This window comes from Melghirimyces algeriensis (genome assembly GCF_900182565.1).
Taxonomy (GTDB): domain Bacteria; phylum Bacillota; class Bacilli; order Thermoactinomycetales; family DSM-45169; genus Melghirimyces; species Melghirimyces algeriensis.
Genome location: NZ_FXTI01000002.1, coordinates 431,104 through 447,649 on the forward strand (window position 1 = coordinate 431,104; position 16,546 = coordinate 447,649).

16 protein-coding genes, 1 riboswitch and 1 other annotated feature are annotated in these 16,546 nt (G+C 47.6%); of the genes, 3 read left to right on the forward strand and 13 right to left on the reverse strand.

The window, feature by feature from the left end; genetic code table 11:
* Positions 1-111: 111 nt before the first annotated feature.
* Positions 112-669: a dCTP deaminase gene (dcd, locus tag FN782_RS05240; protein ID WP_142504708.1), complete on the reverse strand. Its 558-nt coding sequence runs from the start codon at positions 667-669 to the stop codon at positions 112-114.
* Between the two features lie 219 nt (positions 670-888).
* Between dcd and FN782_RS05245 the strand changes: the two genes are divergently transcribed.
* On the forward strand, positions 889-1,287 hold the full coding sequence (locus FN782_RS05245; protein ID WP_142504709.1) for a hypothetical protein: 399 nt from the start codon (positions 889-891) through the stop codon (positions 1,285-1,287).
* A 333-nt stretch (positions 1,288-1,620) separates the two neighbouring features.
* Here FN782_RS05245 and FN782_RS05250 read toward each other — a convergent pair whose 3' ends face one another.
* Genes FN782_RS05250 through FN782_RS05260 form a run of 3 tightly spaced genes read right to left on the reverse strand, consistent with a single transcriptional unit; the run spans position 1,621 to position 5,291 of the window.
* The gene (locus FN782_RS05250) at positions 1,621-2,778 is read right to left on the reverse strand and encodes an aminotransferase class I/II-fold pyridoxal phosphate-dependent enzyme (RefSeq protein WP_142504710.1); all 1,158 of its coding nucleotides are present in this window, start codon (positions 2,776-2,778) and stop codon (positions 1,621-1,623) included.
* 5 nt (positions 2,779-2,783) lie between these two features.
* Positions 2,784-3,944 (reverse strand): aminotransferase class I/II-fold pyridoxal phosphate-dependent enzyme, encoded by a 1,161-nt coding sequence (locus tag FN782_RS05255; protein ID WP_142504711.1) that lies wholly within the window; start codon positions 3,942-3,944, stop codon positions 2,784-2,786.
* 39 nt (positions 3,945-3,983) lie between these two features.
* Entirely contained in the window at positions 3,984-5,291 is a 1,308-nt protein-coding gene (locus FN782_RS05260; RefSeq protein ID WP_142504712.1) for a homocysteine synthase, read from the reverse strand.
* Positions 5,292-5,366: 75 nt separating this feature from the next.
* A riboswitch (SAM riboswitch) is annotated at positions 5,367-5,478 on the reverse strand.
* Positions 5,479-5,718: 240 nt separating this feature from the next.
* On the opposite strand from FN782_RS05260, the gene FN782_RS05265 reads away from it, so the two are divergent.
* On the forward strand, positions 5,719-6,912 hold the full coding sequence (locus FN782_RS05265; RefSeq protein ID WP_142504713.1) for an ornithine--oxo-acid transaminase: 1,194 nt from the start codon (positions 5,719-5,721) through the stop codon (positions 6,910-6,912).
* 47 nt (positions 6,913-6,959) lie between these two features.
* On the opposite strand, the gene FN782_RS05270 is transcribed toward FN782_RS05265, so the two are convergent.
* Positions 6,960-7,610, reverse strand: a complete 651-nt coding sequence (locus FN782_RS05270) for a helix-hairpin-helix domain-containing protein (RefSeq protein ID WP_142504714.1) — start codon at positions 7,608-7,610, stop codon at positions 6,960-6,962.
* A 112-nt stretch (positions 7,611-7,722) separates the two neighbouring features.
* On the opposite strand from FN782_RS05270, the gene comER reads away from it, so the two are divergent.
* Positions 7,723-8,559, forward strand: coding sequence for a late competence protein ComER (comER, locus tag FN782_RS05275; RefSeq protein WP_142504715.1), 837 nt, complete (start codon positions 7,723-7,725; stop codon positions 8,557-8,559).
* Between the two features lie 84 nt (positions 8,560-8,643).
* Here the strand turns inward: comER and FN782_RS05280 are convergent, their stop codons facing one another.
* From FN782_RS05280 to FN782_RS05315, 8 genes are all read right to left on the reverse strand, one after another.
* Entirely contained in the window at positions 8,644-9,504 is an 861-nt protein-coding gene (locus tag FN782_RS05280; protein ID WP_185956047.1) for a MurR/RpiR family transcriptional regulator, read from the reverse strand.
* An 8-nt stretch (positions 9,505-9,512) separates the two neighbouring features.
* Positions 9,513-10,886: an aspartate aminotransferase family protein gene (locus FN782_RS05285; RefSeq protein ID WP_142504717.1), complete on the reverse strand. Its 1,374-nt coding sequence runs from the start codon at positions 10,884-10,886 to the stop codon at positions 9,513-9,515.
* Between the two features lie 26 nt (positions 10,887-10,912).
* Positions 10,913-11,269 carry a hypothetical protein gene (locus FN782_RS05290; protein WP_142504718.1) on the reverse strand — a complete coding sequence of 119 codons (357 nt, stop codon included), beginning with the start codon at positions 11,267-11,269 and terminating at the stop codon, positions 10,913-10,915.
* Between the two features lie 53 nt (positions 11,270-11,322).
* Entirely contained in the window at positions 11,323-13,788 is a 2,466-nt protein-coding gene (gene leuS, locus FN782_RS05295) for a leucine--tRNA ligase (RefSeq protein WP_246064844.1), read from the reverse strand.
* Between the two features lie 56 nt (positions 13,789-13,844).
* Positions 13,845-14,071: a binding site (T-box leader), on the reverse strand.
* Between the two features lie 91 nt (positions 14,072-14,162).
* A complete protein-coding gene (rsfS, locus tag FN782_RS05300; RefSeq protein WP_142504720.1) occupies positions 14,163-14,510 on the reverse strand; it encodes a ribosome silencing factor in 348 nt (115 codons plus the stop codon).
* Positions 14,501-15,091: a bis(5'-nucleosyl)-tetraphosphatase (symmetrical) YqeK gene (yqeK, locus tag FN782_RS05305; protein WP_142504721.1), complete on the reverse strand. Its 591-nt coding sequence runs from the start codon at positions 15,089-15,091 to the stop codon at positions 14,501-14,503. Before yqeK ends, rsfS begins: the two co-directional genes overlap by 10 nt.
* On the reverse strand, positions 15,081-15,689 hold the full coding sequence (locus FN782_RS05310) for a nicotinate-nucleotide adenylyltransferase (RefSeq protein ID WP_142504722.1): 609 nt from the start codon (positions 15,687-15,689) through the stop codon (positions 15,081-15,083). Before FN782_RS05310 ends, yqeK begins: the two co-directional genes overlap by 11 nt.
* 13 nt (positions 15,690-15,702) lie before the next feature.
* A complete protein-coding gene (locus FN782_RS05315; RefSeq protein ID WP_185956048.1) occupies positions 15,703-16,545 on the reverse strand; it encodes a shikimate dehydrogenase in 843 nt (280 codons plus the stop codon).
* Position 16,546: the final 1 nt, after the last annotated feature.

Consider the following 16,546-nt stretch of genomic DNA (forward strand, 5'->3'; position numbering starts at 1 on the left):
TGCTTTCATCTCTATAAAACCATTCTATATTTGAATAATTTTTGAACAATTTCATCACAGAAAACCAAAACACCCATGGTTGCGAATGGGTGTTTTGGTTTCTATCCCCATTCAAATCCGTGGCAGCGTAATACCCCGCTGATTTTGATATTTTCCCTGTTTGGCTTTATACGAAACTTCACAGGGTTCATCGCCTTCAAAGAACAATACCTGACACAAACCTTCATTGGCATAAATTTTCGCAGGAAGTGGTGTGGTATTGGAGATTTCCAGTGTGACATGGCCTTCCCACCCTGGTTCAAAGGGAGTCACATTGGTAATGATTCCACAACGGGCGTAGGTTGATTTCCCGACACAGATCGTCAGTACATTTTCCGGGATGCGAAAATATTCCACAGAGGTGGCCAAGGCAAAGGAATTTGGCGGGATAATGCAGACATCACCTTTGAAGTCGAGAAACGAATCTGCATCGATCTCTTTGGGATCGATCACCGGCATCAGGGCATTGTGAAAGATCTTAAACTCATCTCCCACGCGAAGATCGTATCCATAACTAGACAGACCAAAGCTGATCGCTTCCCCTTTTCCTACATTACTGCTGACAAACGGTTCAATCATTCCGTGTTCTTCTGCCATTTTTCGAATCCATTTATCGGATTTAATGCTCATCAGCTAGAAAACCCCTTTTCCCTTTATATTCCCACCTATTTTACAATATTCCGTTACACACAAAAACCGCCAGATTCCGGTTATGCTGATTTCCAAGTGAACCCCGTTACTTTTTCAAGTATGTCATATTTTCGACATAAACTTCTAATAGACCAAAAAGTGAGAATCACATTCGAATAAATATTTAGAAGCAAAATAAGGAAAAAAGGAGAATGTGTTATGAAAAAACGAAGATTTTTACTGATCCTAGCATTGGTGACTCTGTTTTCCGTTTTATCTGTCCCGCAAGCCTTCGCAGGTGGGTATGACCTCATGACTTCCTATCACGGGGATGGAGAATTTTATGTTACATTTGAGGAAAAGGTGCAACAAGCAGAAGGAACGTGGACAATCAAAGTGGGAGAAGAATACTACAGTGCTCCGATTGTTTCTCATACTTCCAAAAAGGTAAAAGGAAACCAATACCACTATCAATTTGAAAACTGGAATTTGAAGCCTGGTCAATACCATGTTTTTGCCGGTTTCCACGGTACAGTCGACGGATTGGAAGATGTTTACGCTAGTGACGAATTCACCATTGAGGTAACAAAGGATCACCAAGTAAAAATAAAAAACTAATAGCTAACAAACCAAACAGCTTCCAGCAAAAATGGAAGCTGTGAGACTAATAAAAGGGGGATATCCGGTGGAGCATCCTTTTCCGACGACCCAGCGGAACCCCTGGAGGTCCCAACCAGCGGACAACCTGCTTTTCCTTTTTGTCCGCTGGTTGGGATCGGAGGGGATGAAGCGGACTCATCCACTTCCTTGCTGGAGGAAAGAAATGCGAAAACGGAAATCTCCCCTTCACCACTTCTGTATGAACCTCACACTAATGGTAGCTGTTTGGTTTGAACATTTGCTGATTCTTTCACCTGGATTTATGGGATTAAAAACCGTCCGACAGAAGTCTTATCCGGTACAAACCTTATGGACACCTCGAATTGCTTGGATCAGATCTTCCAGCAAATCGTCCGGATCTTCCAACCCGACCGATAAACGCAATAGACCATCCGTCACCCCTCTTTGCACCCGTTCCCGTGCAGGCATCGCCGCATGAGACATCCGAGCCGGATAGGACAGAATACTCTCCACCGCTCCCAGGCTGACAGCTACAATGGGAATCCGGACGCGGGAAAGAATGTTTCGCACTTGCTCCGCACTTCCCACATCAAAGGAGAGAACCGCACCATGGCCATCAGCTTGGGAGGCTTGCAACCAATGACCAGGATGATCCTTTAGTCCAGTATAAAATACGTGATGGACTTCAGGAATCCGACACAGCTCACGGGCAATCCGGGTCGCGGTAGCGGTAGATGTTTCCATCCGGACCTTCAGGGTTTTCAATCCCCGTAACGTTAACCAAGAATCCTGTACACCCAGAATCGACCCTAGAGCATTTTGCAATCCTGCAAGGGATTTTGCCATCTTCTCGTCTTTCACCACAACCAGTCCTGCGATCACATCACTATGGCCGGCAATAAATTTGGTGGCACTGTGAATCACGATATCGGCTCCCATTTGTAGGGGGCGCTGAAAGCACGGTGTCATAAAGGTATTGTCCACAATGGTGATCAGTCCCTTTTGCTTCGCCAATCCTGCGGCCTTCCGTAAATCCGTCACTTTCAAAGTCGGATTGGAGGGTGTTTCCAGATAAACAGCTTTGGTTTCCGGACGAATGGCTGCTTCCACTTGGTTCAAATCTGTTGTATCCACAAAAGTGGCCCTGATTCCCATTCGGGGTAGAACATCGGTCAGTACCCGGAACGTGCCACCGTACAGATCCCGTGAAACCACCAAATGATCCCCTTGAGAAAAGAGAAAAAACACAGTGGAGATCGCTGCCATCCCTGAAGCAAAAGCAAACCCCCGCCATCCCCCTTCCAATTCGGCAATCGTTTGTTCCAGCGCTTGGCGCGTCGGGTTTCCAGAGCGCCCGTAATCATAGTTTCCGGGGTGATCAATATCCGCTTGATGATAAGTGGACGCTTGATAGAGCGGAACACTGGAAGCACCCGTATGAGGGTCCAATTCATTTCCATTATGCAAAAGCCGGGTTCCAAAGTTCATCCATTTCACCCCCTACGTGTGATATTACTCAGGGAACGATCCAATGCCTGAGCCAAATCATGGATCAGATCCTCCGGATGTTCAATCCCGACAGACATTCGCAACAACCGATCACAAACGCCCACCCGCTTGCGGATCTCCTCTGGAATCTCGGCATGGGTTTGGGTCGCAGGATGGGTGAGCAGACTCTCCACTCCACCCAGACTTTCAGCATAGGAGATCAACTGAAGTGAGGAAAGGAACGGATTTACCATTTCCGCCTTTTTTACCCGGAAGGAAAGCATCCCGCCATACCCGGAAGCCTGAACATCCTGTATCTTTCGGCTTTGAGGTAACAGTGATGGATAAAAGACCTCTTCCACGCCGGGGTGCTGTTTTAAGTACTGAACAATCCGACCGGCGTTTTCTTGATGTTTTTCCATGCGAAGAGCCAATGTTTTCATGCCACGAATCAAAAGCCACGAGTCTTGAGGTCCCAAAACCGCACCGATGCCATTATGAAGACTCGCTACCTTTTCCGCCAAGTCCCGTTCTCCGGTAACAATCAACCCAGCCAGAACATCATTGTGCCCACCCAGATATTTGGTGGCGCTGTGAATCACTACATCAGCTCCCAGAAGTAGCGGTTGTTGAAAATAGGGCGTCATAAAGGTATTATCCACGAGAGAAATCCAGCCATTTTTTCTGGCGATATGACAAATCTTCGAAAGGTCCGTCACTTGCATTAAGGGGTTGGTCGGAGTTTCGATAAAGATCCCCTTGGTCCGGGATGTTGCTGCACGTTCCACCGCTTTTGGATCTTGAAAATCCACATAGCTGAAGGATAACCCATAACGTGACAATACTTCCTCAAACAATCGATAGGTTCCACCGTATAAGTCCAGGGATACAATCAGATGATCCCCCTGAGAAAAAAGACCCATCGCGGTTTGGATGGCAGCCATTCCGGAACTGCAAGCAAACCCTGCCACTCCTCTTTCCAAGCGGGCAATCGCTTCTTCCAGAACGGAACGGGTAGGATTTTTGGTACGAGCGTAGTCAAATCCTGTACTCTCCCCCGCTCCAGGATGCTGGTAAACCGTTGAATGATAGACTGGAAAACTGACTGCACCGGTTTCAGGGTCCCTGTTTTTTCCGATCTGTACCCATTCCGTTTGTTTGTGCATGCTTTCCCTCCATTGTGTCACGACGAAGGTTTTCGTGGATCAGTTGACGGAACTGTAAACCACGCTCTTTTTTAGCGCCTGATCCAGATCCTCAATCAAATCATCCACGGATTCAATTCCGACTGACAAGCGAATCAACTCTGGATGCACTCCAGCAGACCGCTTCTCCTCCTCTGTCAACTGCTGGTGGGTGGTACTGGCAGGATGGATAACCAGTGACTTTGCATCTCCCACATTCGCTAAGTGAGAGAAGAGATTGACATGATCAATGAATCGCCGTCCTGCTTCCAGTCCACCCTTAATGCCAAAGGTAAAGATCGCTCCCTGACCTTTTGGCAGATATTTCTTCACCCGCTCATCGTCTGATTGTCCGGATAATCCAGGATGATTCACCCATGTAACCTGTTCATGTCCCTTTAACCATTGAGCCAGTTTCAATGCATTTTCACTGTGTCGTTCCATTCTTAGATGCAAGGTCTCCAAGCCTTGAAGCAAAAGAAACACATTGAAGGGAGAAATTGCAGCACCGAGATCCCGCAGAAGTTGCACACGAGCTTTTGTAATATAGGCCAATTCTCCAAGAGCTTCTGTATAGGAAATGCCGTGATAACTGGGGTCCGGCTCCACCAATCCGGGAAATTTCCCATTGGTCCAGTCAAACTTTCCGGAATCAATGATGATCCCTCCAATGGACGTTCCATGTCCACCAATAAATTTGGTGGCTGAGTGAACGACAATATCCGCCCCAAATTGGATGGGTTTCAACAGCACCGGAGTGGCAAGGGTGTTATCCACAATCAAAGGAATCCCTGCTTCATGAGCCACTTCAGCCACTGACTCAATGTCCAGAATATCCATCCCCGGATTCCCCAGACTCTCTCCATAAATCGCTTTTGTTTGCTCGGTGACAGCATTGCGGAAATTTTCTGGATCGGAAGGGTCCACAAATGTTACTTGAATCCCCAGTTTGGGAAGTGTATGGCGAAACAGATTATAGGTTCCTCCGTATAAATTGCTGGATGCCACAATTTCATCTCCAGCACCAGCGATATTCAGGATGGCATAAGTGCTCGCCGCTTGCCCGGAACTTACCGCCAACGCTCCCACTCCACCTTCCAAAGCCGCCATCCGTTTTTCAAACACCTCTTGCGTTGGATTCATAATCCGCGTATAAATATTGCCAGGTTCCGCCAGGGAGAAAAGATTGGCTGCATGTTGCGTGTCATTAAACGTATAGGATGTGGTTTGATAGATTGGTACTGCCCGCGCATTGGTTGCCGGATCAGGCTCCTGCCCTGCGTGTACCGCCAAGGTTTCCGTACGGAAATGACTCTGCTCTTTACTCATATCAACGCCTCCCTTGAAATGAAAAACCTCTTCCCGATAAGAGAAGAGGTTTGTATGTCACAAAACAAGACCCTTCCCTTATCTCTCAAAAGCCTGACGGCTTTTGCAAGAATTGGCACCTTCCGGATATCATGACCGGGGTTGCCGGGCTTCATCGGGCTCGTCCCTCCGCCTCTCTTGATAAGAGTGTCTTTCAGAAAACAATATACAGTTTTTCCAGTCTGAAAACTTGTGATTATTATACCGGGCACATTTTCATTCGTCAACCACTATTTTTTCCGCTCGTTTCAAGAATAATTATGTAAGCGGATTCAATCTTATACGTTTTGCCCAGAAAGCTTCTTTTCACAGAAGGTTGGTGTTAAACTAATGGAGACAAGCGCCACCCATTATTAGTGGCTTGAATTACAGAACAAGGAGGCAACCTATGTCACGAAATCAAGAATTCATCAACCAGACAGAACGATACGGTGCCCGTAACTATCATCCTCTCCCAATCGTGATTTCTAAAGCGGAAGGCGTTTGGGTAGAAGATGCCGACGGGAAACGTTATATGGATATGCTCAGCGCTTATTCGGCATTAAACCATGGCCATCGGCATCCCAAACTGATTCAGGCACTGAAAGATCAAGCAGACAAAGTAACCCTGACCTCCAGGGCTTTCCACAACGACCAGCTCGGTATTTTCTATGAAAAACTGGCTCAGCTTACAGGAAAAGAACGGATTCTTCCAATGAATACGGGGGCAGAAGCAGTGGAAACCGCCGTTAAAGCCGTTCGGCGCTGGGCTTACGACGTAAAGAAGGTGCCGGATAACCAAGCGGAAATCATTGTTTGTGAAGAGAACTTTCATGGCCGTACGATGACGGCTGTTTCCCTTTCATCAAACGATGAATACAAACGCGGATTTGGTCCAATGCTCCCAGGAATCAAAATTATTCCTTACGGGGATGTTGAAGCGCTGAAGAAAGCGATTACTTCCAACACTGCTGCCCTCCTGGTGGAACCCATTCAGGGAGAGGCCGGCGTAATCGTTCCTCCGGAAGGCTTTTTGAAGGAAGCCTTTGCGATCTGTCAGGAGAACAATGTTCTCTTTGTCGCCGACGAAATTCAAACCGGTTTTGGACGAACCGGGCAACGTTTTGCCTGTGATTGGGAAGGCGTTCAACCGGATATGTACATTATGGGGAAAGCTTTGGGCGGCGGTGTCATGCCAATCTCCGCCGTCGCTGCGGATGAAGAGATCTTGGGTGTATTTGAGCCGGGTTCCCATGGCTCCACATTTGGCGGAAACCCGCTGGCCTGCGCTGTCTCTATCGCTGCATTGGACGTTCTGCAAGAGGAAAACTTGGTGGAACGCTCCCGAACGTTGGGACAATACTTTAAGAATGAATTGGAAAAGATCCAAAACCCGGTCATTAAAGAGGTTCGGGGGAAAGGCCTGTTCCTTGGAATGGAACTTCATGAACCGGCTCGTTCTTACTGTGAGCGTCTGTCTGATGCCGGTCTTCTCTGCAAAGAGACACATGAAAATACCATCCGTTTTGCCCCACCTCTCACCATCACCCAGGAAGAATTGGACTGGGCACTCAACCGCATCCGCTCCATCATGGAAACGTGATCAACAAACCCCAAAGGAACCCGCAAAGGGTTCCTTTTTTGATCATATTACTGTACAGCTATTTGGTCCCGCAATTGGTCCAGTGTTTTCTCTCCAATCCCTGGCACTTCCGTCAATTGTTCAACGGATGTGAACGGACCGTTCTCTTCCCGGTAGGAAATGATCGCTTCCGCCTTAGACGGGCCAATACCGTTTAATTCCTGCAATTCCTCTGCAGAAGCCGCGTTCAATTTTATCGTTCCATTGGACGCTCTGGCCGAGGAAGTTTGACTTCCCTCGATATTCATAGAGGAAGGGATATCTTCTCCCTTGGCTGGTACATAGAGCGCCATCCCGTCGGAAAGCGGAGCTGCCAGATTGACGCGATCCAAGTCCGCCTGTTTTTCCGCTCCTCCTGCCTTTTGTACGGCTTCTTGCACCCTGGCTCCTGGAGAAAATCGATAGACACCAGGATGCTTCACGCTTCCCTTTATATCCACCATCCATTCATCCGCTTTCTTCTCTTTCTCCTTTTTCTTCGGCGTTGCTTCTTTCGGGCGGGAGGAATACTCCTTCACTTGAACGGAAGCAGGTTTCTCTTCCTCTCCTGTCCAGACCATGATCGTTCCTCCGATCAGGAGAAGCACCACAATCCCCAAAGAAACCGCCAGCTTTTTCTCTCGCGGAGTCCATTCTCCTTGATCCCACAACGGTTTCATCCCCTTTCTCCCTGTCCCATCATATTATCCTCCCTACAGGCGTAGAAATAGAGAGAAGCTCCCGCTCAGCGGGAACGACTCCGACAGATTCTCGCTTCAGGGAGGGAAGAATATGACATATGGTTTCATTGGAATTGGCAACATGGGTCGGACACTGATTGAAGCATTCATCGAGGCTGGAACGTGTAAACCTTCAGAATTGATCATTCACAACCGTACAAAAAACAAAGCAGAACAGTTGGCCAAAACGTATCCCGGCCTCCGTGTAGCCTCTGATAACCGTGAAACGGTCCGGGAATCATCCGTCTTTTTTCTCTGCGTAAAACCCGGTGAATTCCGAAATGTGCTGCAAGAAATCCGTGATGTTACACAAAGCGATCAAATCGCTGTTTCCATCACCAGTCCGGTAATGATCAGTGACTTGGAAGCATGGCTGTCTTGTCGGATCGCCAAGATCATCCCCAGCATCGCCAACAGGGTCTGTGCCGGCAATTCCCTATTTGTTCCCGGCACTCGCCTAACAAAGGAAGACGAAACCTATCTATGGGATTTGTTTCGTACCATCAGTCAACCTATATTGGTCGATGAACAGCACACCCGCGTGGCCTCCGATTTGGCCAGTTGCTCTCCCGCTTTTCTAGCCTGTCTGATGGAAAAATTGGCCGATGCAGCAGTGGAAGAAACCCAGCTCCCAAGGGAAACTGCTCTCTCCTTGGTTACCCAGATGGCTCACGGACTGGGGCAGCTCCTTACGAAAGGCAACTTTACGTTAAAGAGTTTGCAAGAGCATGTAGCTGTTCCTGGCGGGATCACCCGGGAAGGACTCAACCTCCTGAACCGGAATACCGGTCCTGTTTTCAACGAGTTGATCCGTCTGACCCATGCAAAATATGAAAATGACATCCAAAAAGTGCAAAATTCCTTGTTTCCGAAGGTGAAAAATAATTGAATAAAAAATCCTTTTTTGGATAAATATAGTATATCATAATCCCCCAAAAGGTGGGAGCATGCTCCTCACCTTTTGGGGGATGATTCAGCTTTTTTTCCTATAATAGATTCCTTCCCGTTCCCACAGTCGTTCCATTTCTGAAAGTCTCTGGGTTGCCAGGTTCTTCATATTTCGTCCCACTGAAGTCAGAATTCCGTTTATCAAGCTCAAAGGAGCGGTAAAGGAATCCACATAGGAAGGCAAACGACTGGAAGCGAACAGTGAAAGATCCGCTTCCTGTGCCAATGGCGATCCGACGGAATCGGTCAGGCACAAGGTCTGTACTCCCTGGGAACGAGCAAATTGAATAGCTTGGATGGTCCGATGTGTATATCTTGGGAAACCAATTCCTATCACTAAATCTTGCTTTTTCAAAGAAGACAAGTGTTCCAGCATGGTGTCAGAGTTGTGGATCAACTCCGTGTTCTGCAAAATCAATTGAAGATAGAAGGTCATAAAATATCCTAACGCATGGGAACTTCGAAACGCGACAACCCGGATCTTCTCCGCTTCCGATATTTTTCGTACTGCCTCCGCAAATACTTCCCCATCCAGTCGGTGCATGGTTTGTTGCAAGTTGCTTATATCATCATTCAGCACTTCAACAGCCACTCTGGACTCTTCCGGATACAAATGATCGGCTAGATCCAGACGTTCCACTGTAGTGATTCGTTCCCGGATTTGATCCTGTAGATTGCGTTGCATCTCCGTGTAACCGGAGTAACCGAGAGCCACAGCAAAACGGACTACAGTTGCTTCTGCCACACGGGCCTTTTCTGCCATTTTGGCAGCTGTCAAAAAAGGAGCGATATCCGGATGATTCTCGATAAAACGGGCAATTTTGTGCTGGGCCTGGCTCATGGAACTGGACCGCTCCCGAATTCGACGGTAAACATCCTCCTTCATTGCCTCTATCATCCTTTCTTCAATTGTTTCACCCCTGCTTCAAAACGCGTTAAGGTCTCTGCGATCGCTTCAGGCCCATGAACAGAGGAAAGAGAAAATCGATTCAATGGCTTGATATAAATTCCCTTTTCCAATAAAAAATTGTCCAATTTACGGCGTAATGTACGCTCGGAATCAAGGACATCCTGAGCCTCCCGAACCGGTTTATTGCTGAAGACAAGGTTAAAAATGGTTCCCACTCCAACAGCCTGCCCGCAAAAACCATTTCGCTTCAGTATCATTTCCATTTCTTTCTGCAACCTCATTGTCGCATCTTCCACCGATTGATAGGCGCCTTTTTCCTCCAATGCTTGAATGGTTTTTAAACCGGCAGTAAGAATCATGGGATGACCATTATAAGTGCCACTGTGAAAAAGGGTGGAACCTCCCTCCTGATTCCTCTCCCCACTAAGAATATCCCCAGAACGGAGTGGGGACGCCAGCTCCATCATCTCTCTGCGCCCACCAACGGCTCCGACAGGAAAGCCACCTCCCAGCACTTTACCAAGCGCCGTCAGATCCGGAGTCACTCCATACCGTCCCTGTGCTCCAGAAAGACCCACCCGAAACCCCGTCTTCACTTCATCAAAGATCAGAGGAATTCCGTAGTGATGCGTGTACTCCCTTAAATTTTTCAAAAAATCGAGGTCTGGAGGGATAAATCCTGCTTGAACCGGTTCCAGGATGACCGCTCCGATTGAACAAACCTCTTGATTCAAAATCTGTTCCGTTGTCGCCCAATCATTAAAGGGAAGAACCACGGTCTGCTTCCGGATCTCTTCCGACACTCCCATAGAATCTGCGCAAACGTATGGAGGCATTCCCTGTTTCCGTTCCCTGATGCGGACATTGAGCAATACTTGATCATAGCCCCCATGGTAATGACCTTCAAATTTGGCCACCTTCTTCTTTCCGCTCCACGCTCTGGCCAGACGCAGAGCAAACATTGTAGCCTCCAGTCCGGAGTTGGTAAAGCGAACACTTTCTACACCGGGAACCAGTTCCACCAATCTTTTGGCCATCTCCAGCTCCAGTTCATGAGGGGTACCTAAAACAGGAGTTCCCATTTGCTCAAACTGTTTTTGAACCGCTTCCAGAATTTGTGGATTCCCATGTCCCAACATTAAAGCTCCATAACACAGGTTATAATCAATATAATCATTTCCATCAACATCATACAGATAGGCTCCGGAAGCAGATTCCATAAAGATCGGATAGGGGTCAAAATATTTAATATTGGCTGTAACACCTCCAGGCATCCATTGTTTGGCCTCTTCGTACCGCTTAGCTGAACCCCGTGTTTTGTTCTGCAATGGATGAACCGGTCGAGCGGGTGTGGACATCTTGCTCACCTCTTAAATGAAATAAATCATTCATACATAGGGAACAATGAATGATTTATTTCATTATATCTTGACACATTATTCAATTTCAATGGGAAACAGCCCACCAAAATCGGACGACTGATTCTTGATGCAAACCAAAATGAATGAAATCCTTCATTCCAACCCGCTTTCAGTATAAAAAAAGCACTCCAGATCAAGGAGTGCTGAGGTTCATAACAAAGTGGTGAAGGGGAGATATCCGTTTCCGCATCTCTTTCCTCCAGCAAGGAAGTGGAAGGAGTCCGCTTCACCCCCTCCGGTTCCAACCAGCGGACAAAATATCCGCTAAACGGTTGGAACCTCCAGGGGTTCCGCTGGGTCGTCGGAAAAGGATGCTTCACCGGATATCCCCCTCTTATTTTCCTTTGTCAGCAGTCTCTGCTTTTTTTCATATTCATTTAGCAACGATATTCACCAATTTTCCAGGAACAACAATCACTTTTCGAACGGTTTTTCCTTCAAGCAACTGTTTCACTTTCTCTTCAGCCATGACCTGTCTCTCTACTTCTTCTCGATCAGCCTGAGCAGAAACAGTCGATTTATGACGTACTTTGCCGTTGATCTGTACAACTATTTCCCATTCATTTTGTACCAGAGCCGTCTCATCATATTGGGGCCAGGGTTGCTCATGTACGCTCGTCTGATACCCCATCTGTTGCCACAGTTCTTCTGTAAGATGAGGAACAAAGGGAGCGAGCAGGATCACCGTTTTTTCAATGGCCTCAACCAATGTTCCCCGATCCGCATCCTGGGGATAGGCGTTTATTCCATTCACCAGTTGCATAATGGCGCTGACTGCGGTATTAAACTGCAGACGATCTTCAATATCCTCAGTCACTTTTTTGATCGTACGATGAAGAAGCCGATACAATTCTTTGGATGCCTTCTCTTCAGGCTTTGGGTCCGGACGGTTCTGAAAGAGTTCCTGGTTAAGCTGTACCATCCGCCAGATACGGTTTAGGAAGCGATGACTTCCTTCCACCCCGGAATCGTTCCAATCCAGTTCTCCTTCTGGAGGAGCGGCGAAGAGGATAAACAAACGGGCGGTGTCAGCTCCGTAACGATCAATAATATCCATCGGGGAAACCACATTGCCTTTGGATTTGGACATCTTGGAACCATTCTTCAGTACCATGCCCAGGGGAAAATACTGTTCAAACGGTTCAGTGGCCTTTAACATGCCCGCATCATGCAGAACCTTGGTGAAAAAGCGCGCATATAGAAGATGTAACACCGCGTGTTCAATTCCCCCAATATAATGGTTCACCGGCATCCACTCGTCGGCTTTTTCCGCATCAAAAGGCTTTTCTGTATTGTGCGGATCGGTATAACGCAAAAAATACCATGAGGAGTCGACAAATGTATCCATTGTATCCGTTTCCCGGCGCGCCTCACCGCCACAGGAAGGACAGGTGCAGGTTACAAAACTCTCTGATGTCGTAAGAGGATTGCTTTTTCCGTCAAAAACCACATCCTCTGGCAATGTAACCGGCAATTCTTCCGCAGGTACCGGGACAATACCACAGGAATCACAATATACGATCGGAATGGGGCAGCCCCAGTACCGTTGACGAGAAATGAGCCAATCCCGAAGGCGATAGGTTACCGTTTTCTTTCCGTTCCCCTCTTCAACCAAACGATCAGCAACCGCTCCTATGGCCGTACGGTTGTCCATTCCATCAAATGGCCCCGAATTGACCAACACCCCTTCTCCTGTATAGACTGCTTCCATATCACTGGAAGGAGATTCCTCATCATGAGGCTGAATGACGATCTGAATCGGCAGATCATAGGTTTTGGCAAACTGAAAATCACGCTCATCATGAGCTGGAACTCCCATCACAGCTCCAGTACCGTAATCCATCAAAACATAATTTGCCACCCAGATCGGGATCTCTTCTCCGGTCAGGGGATGTTTTGCCTTTGCACCCGTGTCCATTCCAAGCTTTTCAACATCAGCGCCAGTACGGGAAAGTTCGGATTGATTCCTCACCTTCTCAATGAACGAACGGACTTTTTCTTCGTGGGGCTTGCCGTGGATTAATTGTTCCACCTTGGGATGTTCTGGAGCCAGCACGATATAGGTGACCCCGTAAAGTGTATCTGGACGGGTCGTAAAAACCGTCACCTCTTCATCTCCCAACTCAGGGATCGAAAATGCCACTTCCGCTCCTTCACTGCGACCGATCCAGTTTCGTTGCATGGTTTTCACCTGTTCCGGCCACTTTGGCAAATCGTCCAGATCTTCCAGTAAGCGATCTGCATAGTCGGTAATGCGCAGAAACCACTGTTCCAGGTCTTTTTTCACCACAACGGAGTCGCAACGCCAACATTTACCATCTTCTACCTGTTCATTTGCCAAGACAGTCTGGCAATCGGGGCACCAGTTGACGCTCCCTTTTTTTCGATAGGCCAAGCCCCGTTCATAACAGAGCAGAAATAACCACTGGGTCGCCCGGTAGTATTCCGGTGTACAGGTTCCCACATATCGGTTCCAGTCATAGGACAAACCGAGTCGGACCTGTTCTTCCTTGATCTTTTGCATATTGGAAAGCGTCCACTCCCGTGGATTCACCCCTCGCTGGATCGCTGCATTTTCCGCCGGCATCCCAAAAGCATCCGCACCGATCGGGTGCAACACCTTGTAACCTCTCATCCGCTTAAAACGGGCCACCAGATCCCCCATGGAATAGTTGCGAACGTGACCCATATGTAAGCCTTCACCTGATGGATAGGGAAACATCTCCAAGGCATAAAATTTCGGTCGATCATTTTCATTTTCCGGTGTCTTGTACGCATTGCGATCATTCCAGATCTTTTGCCACTTCGGTTCAATTTCTTGAGGCGTGTACGGTTTCATCAGCACTTCCTCCAACTTCTCAAATAAATAATAAACCTCCCGCCCCCAGCTCATTGGCTAGGGACGAGAGGTTGGTTCACTGTCTCCCGCGGTACCACCCTAATTGGCATTTCATAAAATGCCCTCTCAAGATCCGATATCGGGGATCAACCGTCGAAGAGTACTGTTCGTTCCCCTTTGAGGCAATGGGACGAGTTCATCCTTGATCCCTGTCGACTTTCACCAACCGCCGACTCTCTGAAAAGGAACTTCATGGATTACTGCTCCCCATTATTGCCTAGATATTCAGGTGGTATGTCCTGAAATAATTTAATTCATATTATATGCAACCAAACAGTTATATGTCAACGTTTTTCTTTTATTTTTTGTTTCGCCTACTGAACTCCGACTTGAGTGGCATCTCCCCACAACCGTTCCAAGTTATAAAAATCCCGTTCATCCTTGTGGAAGACATGGACAACAACATCGCCAAGATCCAACAGCACCCAACGAGCATCAGACAGTCCCTCAATGGAACGCAGGAAGATCCCCTCTTTTTCCATCTTTTCCTTGATACCTTCCACGATTGCCTGAACCTGTGTTTGCGAGTTGCCATGACAAACCACAAAATAGTCGGCAAAGGCGGACAATCCTCGAATATCCAAAATGTTGACACGTTGGGCCTTTTTCTCCTCAGCGGCGACAGCTGCCATTTTTGCGATTTCCACCAGGTTCAAAGAGATTCCTCCTTCAATCTTGATTGGTGAACGTGATCCACCATTTCATTCCGGGCAGCCAGGGTTAAGGGATACACCTTGTGCCCTTTTTGAATCAGAAACACCAGCGTATTATCCAATGATTTTAATACGGCTTGATCCAAGCTTTTACGGGCCAGTTCGCGAACCTCGTCCACTCCCGGAAACCGACGCCCAGGCTCAATGTAATCTGCAAGGAAAATCACCCGTTCCAGCAGAGACATATGGGGACGGCCTGAGGTATGATAACGAATCGCATTCAAAACATCGGGGTCATTTACCCCTAACTCTTCTCGAACCACCTCTGCGCCAACAAAAGCATGCCACAACTCCGCGTGATGTTCCAACAGGTCTTTGGGTAATTGATACGTATGAATGATGTGCTTCATCCGCTCTTTCGGCCAAAACTTGCAATAATCATGCAGTAGCGCTGCCAGTTCCGCTTGGTCGCAATCCGCCTGATAGCGGTCTGCCAGCTCTTTCGCTGTTTCCATCACCCGCAAGGTATGTTCCCAACGGGTTGTCGGCAACTCTCTCCGGACTCTCTCAGCCAATTCTTTACGGTTCATACAAACGATGCTCCTTCATGTACTGACGAACTGACTCCGGAACGATATATCTTACGGAGTTCCCTTTAGCTCTCTGTTCCCGTACCCATGTGGAAGACAGATTCATCTGAATCCCGTTATGGATCAAGGTTAGTCTGTTTTTAATATGTTCGGGAATCTGATCGATATCCAATATAAATCCAGGACGGACCAGCCCGATGAAATTCACGATATCCGCTATTTCTTTTATTTTATACCAACGGGGAAGATCCCGTACCATGTCTGTACCCACAATCAAGTGAAACTGGACATCTGGATGATCTTGTGCCAGTTTCCTGACAGTATCCACTGTATAAGATGGTCCTTCCCGCTTCAACTCGATCGCAGATGCCCGAAAAAAAGGATGATCCAGTACAGCTTTTTCAACCATCGTCATGCGATCCTCGGCAGACGCAACGGCCCCCTTTTTATGCGGAGGACATGCAGCCGGAACAAACCAGACCTCATCCAAATTTGCCTTTTGGCGGGCTTGTTCCGCCATCATCAGGTGACCGATGTGAACCGGATCAAATGTTCCTCCATAGATCCCAACATTTTTTTTCTTGTGTTCGTCCTTCAATATCCTATCTCCTTCACAAGGAGTTCTCCAACGTTTGACGCATGATTTTTATCGGTGCCTCTTTCCCTGTCCAGTGCTGGTAAGCGAGTGCTCCTTGATGAACTAACATCCCCAGGCCTCCATGAATTTTCGCTCCACGCTTTTGCGCTTCTTTCAGCAAACGGGTCTTTCGGGGATGATAAACCAAATCACTTACCAACAGATCCTCATGAAGAAAAATGGGATGAACCGGACACGCCTCAACATCAGGATGCATACCCACAGAAGTCGTTTGAACCAATAAGGTCGCTTCTCGAATCGCTTCCTCCATCCGATCTGTGCTCACCCATGTCGCCGGAATCCAATGACTGAGATGGGAAGCCAATTGCTTGGCGCGACCTTCTGTTCGGTTTATCACGGTAATGTGCTGAACTCCTGCTTGGGCAAGAGCATAGCCTACCGCTCTAGCTGCTCCTCCAGCTCCAAGAATCACCACGCGTTGTTGAATGAGGTGAATCCCGGTTTCGGAAACAAGCGACTGAAGATAGCCTTGACCATCGGTATTGGTGCCCAATAAGTATTCACCTTTATTGATCACCGTATTAACCGCTCCAATTGCGCGAGCACTTTCGTCCAACTGGTCCAAATGTTCCATGATCGTCACTTTGTGAGGAATGGTTACATTCCATCCTCGAAAGCCCAATGCCCGCAATCCTTTTACAGCCTGTCCTAAATGGTCAGGCTTTACATCAAAAGCCAAGTAAATAAAAGGAAGCTCTTCTTTTTGATAGGCTGCATTTAACATTTCCGGCGATTTGGAATGGCCGACAGGATGTCCCAGCAATCCAGTCTTTTCAATGTTCGCATGAAGATGCAAC

Excerpts from the sequence above, each read along its gene's own strand:
- dcd (WP_142504708.1), bottom strand. The coding sequence starts at position 669 with ATGAGCATTAAATCCGATAAATGGATTCGAAAAATGGCAGAAGAACAC.
- FN782_RS05245 (WP_142504709.1), top strand. The coding sequence starts at position 889 with ATGAAAAAACGAAGATTTTTACTGATCCTAGCATTGGTGACTCTGTTT.
- FN782_RS05250 (WP_142504710.1), bottom strand. The coding sequence starts at position 2,778 with ATGAACTTTGGAACCCGGCTTTTGCATAATGGAAATGAATTGGACCCT.
- FN782_RS05255 (WP_142504711.1), bottom strand. The coding sequence starts at position 3,944 with ATGCACAAACAAACGGAATGGGTACAGATCGGAAAAAACAGGGACCCT.
- FN782_RS05260 (WP_142504712.1), bottom strand. The coding sequence starts at position 5,291 with ATGAGTAAAGAGCAGAGTCATTTCCGTACGGAAACCTTGGCGGTACAC.
- FN782_RS05265 (WP_142504713.1), top strand. The coding sequence starts at position 5,719 with ATGTCACGAAATCAAGAATTCATCAACCAGACAGAACGATACGGTGCC.
- FN782_RS05270 (WP_142504714.1), bottom strand. The coding sequence starts at position 7,610 with ATGAAACCGTTGTGGGATCAAGGAGAATGGACTCCGCGAGAGAAAAAG.
- comER (WP_142504715.1), top strand. The coding sequence starts at position 7,723 with ATGACATATGGTTTCATTGGAATTGGCAACATGGGTCGGACACTGATT.
- FN782_RS05280 (WP_185956047.1), bottom strand. The coding sequence starts at position 9,504 with ATGAAGGAGGATGTTTACCGTCGAATTCGGGAGCGGTCCAGTTCCATG.
- FN782_RS05285 (WP_142504717.1), bottom strand. The coding sequence starts at position 10,886 with ATGTCCACACCCGCTCGACCGGTTCATCCATTGCAGAACAAAACACGG.
- leuS (WP_246064844.1), bottom strand. The coding sequence starts at position 13,788 with ATGAAACCGTACACGCCTCAAGAAATTGAACCGAAGTGGCAAAAGATC.
- yqeK (WP_142504721.1), bottom strand. The coding sequence starts at position 15,091 with ATGAACCGTAAAGAATTGGCTGAGAGAGTCCGGAGAGAGTTGCCGACA.